Source organism: Mesorhizobium intechi, from assembly GCF_002879535.1.
GTDB classification, from domain to species: domain Bacteria; phylum Pseudomonadota; class Alphaproteobacteria; order Rhizobiales; family Rhizobiaceae; genus Mesorhizobium; species Mesorhizobium intechi.
This window is the reverse complement of record NZ_PNOT02000292.1, coordinates 1-4854: the sequence shown is the minus strand read 5'-3', so window position 1 is coordinate 4854 and position 4854 is coordinate 1. Positions and strand designations below refer to the sequence as shown.

Here is a 4854-nt window from a genome sequence, read left to right as displayed (position 1 = left end):
CGCCGAGCCTCGCCACCACCTGGCTGCCAACGGCACTCAGCCCTTCGGCAAGAACATTGCCGCCCGCCCCCAAGAGCGCCCCAATGCCCATATCGCGCACGATGTCCCGGCCGTTGAGCGCGGCGTCGACACCACCGAATACGGCGCCATCGGCAGCCATGCCGGCGCTTCGAGCGAAGAGACCTGGCAGGCCCTCCAGGGCTTCGGCTCCGAACTTTCCCGTGAAGGTAAGTCCCGCGCCTTGAAGGCCATGGCCGGTTGCGAAGGCGCCAAGCAGTTTCGCTGCCATGCCAGCCGACCCGGCACGATCCGCGGCATCCTCGCTTTCAGCTTGCTCGGCTGCCAGCAGCTCGCTGTAGCTCTTGGCGGAGAAGAGCCAGTTCAGTCCCGCAGCGAACTTGTCGGCCTGGTCGAATGTCGCGCCGTTGGCCGCGAGCCTGACGCTGTCGTTCACAGCCGCAATCGGCTTTTGCCACCATGAGCCAGCGTTAAACCGCACCCGTGCAGGATGCTGGGCCATCTCGATCAGGCCAGCCTCGAGGGCCTTTCCCTGGGCCTCCAGCTCCACCGACGTGATCTTCGGATTGTTTGCCGCGTTTTGGCGCAGACGATCGAGGGCGGACTGGAAAACCTGTCCGGCCAGGAGGAAGCGCGCCTCCGGGTCGCGCAGGGCCTTGAGGATTTCACTCAGTTCGACAATTCGCTGTTGCAGCGGCACGCTCTCATCGACGTATTTCGCGCCAAGGCTGTCCGAGAGCGCCTGGGGAACCGCCAAAACCCTGCGGAAGCCCATCTGGCTTTGAACAAAGACGCGGGCCGGCGATCACGGCACGGCCGGATCGCACCCGATGCGTTCGTGTGTTTTTCGGATCGAAATTTCTTGAAGGGGCCGGCCGGTGTTGCGGGGCGCGGCCGGCGCCCGGTGCGATCGTCATCTCACGGGCGGCGCAAGGAGCGCAGCGACGCTGCGCATCCCCCGGATCCGCCCATCAGCCCAGGGATCCATGCCGAGACTTGAAAGCGCCGCTGCGGTGCGAAATTCTGTTCTGCTGAACGCCTCGGCTGATGCCGCGGCATGGATTCTCGGGTCGAGCCCGCGAATGAAGAAGTGAGAGGCGCTCGCCCCTAACGAAACGCCCCCAGCGGATCGCTCTGGCCCGCCGGCCGTCGCGCCGCCTTGAACTCCGCCGGATCGACCACCGCCTCGCGCAGCATCATCACGCCGTAGCGCGTCGCCGCCATCAGGTCGTCCCGTAGCTTGACGACCTGGCCGTTTTTTCGATGGAAGAGCCTGAATTCCTCCCACCAGTCGGCGAGCGTGGCAAATACCTTGAAGCGGCCGGATTGCATGCGGTCGAGCATCTCCATCAGCCCGGCCTCGACAGAGACGGAGCCGTCGGGAAACTGCGCGTGGCGCGGCAGCATGTTCAGCCCGTGTGCTGAATATTGTTTGGCGAGCGCCACGCCCGCCCCTTCCAGCGTCTCGCGGCGGCCGTCGCGCGGCCAGGCGAAGGGCAGCCATTGGCCCCAGGGCCTAAGGGTCAGCGTCTGCATCGCCGGCGTCTGTTGCGAGGCCCGCGCGGCCTTGGTGACATAGACGACATCGGCCTCGGTATCCCAGGCGAGTTCGACGGCGGCGGAAGGATGGTCCCAGCCGAAATCGAGCGCGCCGATGCGCGGCCAGTAGCGCGGCAGCCGGAACGGCTCGCAGGCGATCAGCGCCTCGGCCACCGGAAAGATGCGGCCCGAGCCCAGCACCGGAATGCCGCGCGCACGGGCCTCGCGCTCATGCTCGGGATAGGCCGCAACGATCGCCGCGCGCTCGTCGCGCGAATAATGCGCGGCATCGTCGATGGTCATGAAGGTGACGTGACGGGTCATTGCGGTGCCCTTGGAAAATCTTGGATTCCTTGCCGCCGCGAATCTGGGGGTCCGAAGGACGGGTGAGACCCGCGGCTCGCCCCGGCAAGGCGGCGCGGCGAGGCCGCGACGGAGCGGGGGATGGCGCTGGCCCGGCAGACGAAGCGAATCCCATCTCGCCAAGGCGGCGCCCTACGGCGGCCCCCTCTCCGTCCGCTTCGCGGCCACCTGTCCCCACCTCTGGGGGCGAGGCACCCAGGTTTTGAAAGGTCGCCCGGCCCTTCGCAGGCTGCGCTCATGCTCCATGTCAGCTCCAGCCGATGTGCGACAGCCGGGCCGCGACGGCTTCTGCCGCACGCGTGGCCAGTTCCACCACGCGCTCGCCCACTCATCTTTCCCTTTGCGGTTTTATGCGCTAGGTTTTGCCCCGCGTCGGCGACAACCGATGCGTGTTGGGCCGGAGCATAGTGCGCGGCCTCTACTCTACGCGGGTGGGAAAGCCACTCTTTGCCATGACAGATCTATTCGAGGCGATGCGCCTGTCCGCCGAGGACAGCGAGACCGCTTATCTTTTCTTCAGCGAAGGCGGTAAGATTTTGCTGCCGCTCGGCAAATCGAGAAATGCCATGACAGGTCAGGAGATGCTGGAGCGGCTGTTGTCGCTCTCCGACGACGACGATGGCACGCTTGCAAACGACTTTCTTGGTGAGCTTGGCAAGACGGTCCCATTGGAAAGCCTGCGTCTTTTGCTGACATCGGCCAATGCCCGGACACGTGCGACGGGCGCGTTTCTGGCCACGTTTCAAAACCAGAACATAAGTTCGATGGTGGGCGAACTGGCCGCGTTGCTGGGGGATGACAACCCGTGCACGCGCTTCGATGCCATAGAGTGTATCTTGCGATGCAGCACACGTGAGCATGGCGACCATCTGGCGCGGGTGTTGTTTGCTCTTGCAGACGAGCATGAGGGTGTGCGCATGGGAGCCATCCAGTTCGTGCGCTTTGCAAAGGACTGGCAGTTGAAGCTTGCGCGCCAGCATGCCGCATTGCTCAGGCCGCAAACGCCGTTTTCGGCGATTTCAGATATTTCCGAGCAATGGCGGGACGACGCAGCAGGCATGATCCGTTCGATGTTGCACCATGGCGAACCGGTGGTGCGGCGCTACGGTCTGGGGCTGGCCGGTCGGGCGAGGCTGGTGGTCGTTGATGCCTTCGTCGGTTGGGCGCGGGCGTCCGCCGATCCTGAAATCAGCGAACTGGCGACGGCTTGCATCAAGCACAACCAGATATCGCGCCATGCGGTCTGGCAGTCATCATTGCCGGCAACCGCCTGAATTGCCGCCCCCCAGCGGTAGTGCGGAAGAAACCTTCCAGAACCCAGGTTTTGAGAGGTCGCCCGGCCCTTCGCAGGCTCAAGGCGTTCGAAGCTCGAAAAGCCAAGCACTTGGCTTTTCGTCCGCTAAAGCGGACCGCTTCTCACCCCTTCCCCATCCTCTCCACCTCCGCCGCCGACAGGAACAACAGCACCACGTCGCTCATGCCCAGCAGCGGCGTGAACGTGACGATCGTGATCCCGCCCGTCGCGTTGGTGCGGGTCAGGCCTTCGGAATAGATGTCGAGCGGCGGTTCCTCGTCGAACCAGACGCCATGCAGCGTCTCGCCCTGCCATTTCTCGCGGCCTTTCTCGAAGCTCTTGAACGACAGCACGCTCTCGCCCGCCTGGACGTCGCCGCCGCCGCCATGGCGCACGACGACACTGTCGAGCGCGCCCGGCGCGCCGCGGCCCATGATGGTCTGACGAATAGCATCGGCCGGGATCATGCCGGTGCCCCAGGCCGCCTGCTGCTGCGGCGGGCCGACCAGCACGCGCTGCGGGTTGTCGCGCGTGCCCTCGCCGGTCACGCCGGCGGCCCACAGCCGCACGAGCGTGTCGAAAACCTTGCCTTGCCACCACTGCGGATAACGGCCGGTCAGGTGCATGGCCCATTCGGCGCCGCCGGCCCGGGTCTTGCCGAGCTGGTTGCCGGCCATGAACAGCCTTTCGCGGTTTTGCGCGCCCGCCGCGTGAAATTCGGCCTGGCGCTGATACGGCCTGTATGCCGCCAACCGGTTGCCGCGTCTGCGGCGATCAAGCTCCGCCAGCAGCGCCAGATATTCCGTCTTCGCCGAGCTCGGTGGGGTCTTCGAGGAACGGTTTGACGATGGCTTCGAGGCTGCGGATGCGACTGCGGATCTCTTCATCGCTCAAGGCGTCCAGATGGTTGATGGCGACATCGAAATCCCTGGGCAGCACGGAAAGCACGATCTTCAGATACTGGTCGGGCTTGTCGGCCCGCACCTCGGCGATGACGCCGGCGCCGTGCGCGCGGAAATCGGCGCGCACGGCGGCGAGAAAGTCATCGCCCAGCGTCTTCTTCGTCCGTTTCGGTCGAGGTTTCGGCGTGACCGAAGCGCGGACAGGCTTGCGCCTTGCCGGCCTTGCCTTGCCGCGTGCCGGCCCGGCGTCGGCTTCGTCAGCCATCGACTTGATCCATGGTGCTGGCACCGTTTGCGCAAGCAGCCATGCCGGTGTTCGGCACCGATCTGGCCGGCTTCCTGGCGCGGGATTTCCTTTTCTTCACCTTGGCCTTCCTCGCGCGCTTCGGCTTCGCGGTCGCGGCAGGCTCTGGCGCGCCGGCGCCTCTTGCCACCCCGGTCCGCGCCTTGAGCCGCGCCAAGACCAGACCCATGGCGTGGCCGCCGATGCTCGGCAGCTCGAAACAAAAGCCACCCGCCGCGTCCCGCACCATGCCGATCAGCACGCCGGATGCCACCGGCTCGACGCGCCCCAGGCGCGGGCGCGGCAGCGCGCCCTCGAACGCGCCGATGGCGCTGACGATCTCGCGGCCGTCATCATCGGTGATGATCGTGGCGTAGCGTTGGGTCATTGGATTTCTCGCAAAAGTCGCGCGCTGCGGCGCCCCGCTGCCCCGCAGCGTTCAAATCGGCAGCCGC

Annotated in this window: 5 protein-coding genes and 1 pseudogene; 1 reads left to right on the top strand and 5 read right to left on the bottom strand. The window is 65.8% G+C overall.

Annotated features, from left to right (window positions below):
- Both C1D09_RS25060 and C1D09_RS25055 read right to left on the bottom strand, forming a co-directional pair.
- Positions 1–793 (bottom strand): annotated as a pseudogene (locus C1D09_RS25060) (hypothetical protein); the annotation flags it as partial.
- 332 nt (positions 794–1125) lie between these two features.
- The gene (locus C1D09_RS25055; protein WP_281288641.1) at positions 1126–2043 is read right to left on the bottom strand and encodes a phage terminase large subunit family protein; all 918 of its coding nucleotides are present in this window, start codon (positions 2041–2043) and stop codon (positions 1126–1128) included.
- A 329-nt stretch (positions 2044–2372) separates the two neighbouring features.
- On the opposite strand from C1D09_RS25055, the gene C1D09_RS25050 reads away from it, so the two are divergent.
- Entirely contained in the window at positions 2373–3194 is an 822-nt protein-coding gene (locus C1D09_RS25050; protein ID WP_143976768.1) for a HEAT repeat domain-containing protein, read from the top strand.
- Positions 3195–3336: 142 nt separating this feature from the next.
- On the opposite strand, the gene C1D09_RS25045 is transcribed toward C1D09_RS25050, so the two are convergent.
- The 3 genes from C1D09_RS25045 to C1D09_RS25035 are packed head-to-tail and all read right to left on the bottom strand — an operon-like array spanning position 3337 to position 4787.
- Positions 3337–3966 carry a terminase large subunit domain-containing protein gene (locus tag C1D09_RS25045; RefSeq protein WP_246135868.1) on the bottom strand — a complete coding sequence of 210 codons (630 nt, stop codon included), beginning with the start codon at positions 3964–3966 and terminating at the stop codon, positions 3337–3339.
- Positions 3967–3988: 22 nt separating this feature from the next.
- Positions 3989–4381 carry a hypothetical protein gene (locus C1D09_RS25040; protein WP_143976766.1) on the bottom strand — a complete coding sequence of 131 codons (393 nt, stop codon included), beginning with the start codon at positions 4379–4381 and terminating at the stop codon, positions 3989–3991.
- Complete coding sequence (locus C1D09_RS25035; protein ID WP_143976765.1) at positions 4374–4787, bottom strand: hypothetical protein; 414 nt, start codon at positions 4785–4787, stop codon at positions 4374–4376. Before C1D09_RS25035 ends, C1D09_RS25040 begins: the two co-directional genes overlap by 8 nt.
- Positions 4788–4854 lie beyond the last annotated feature (67 nt).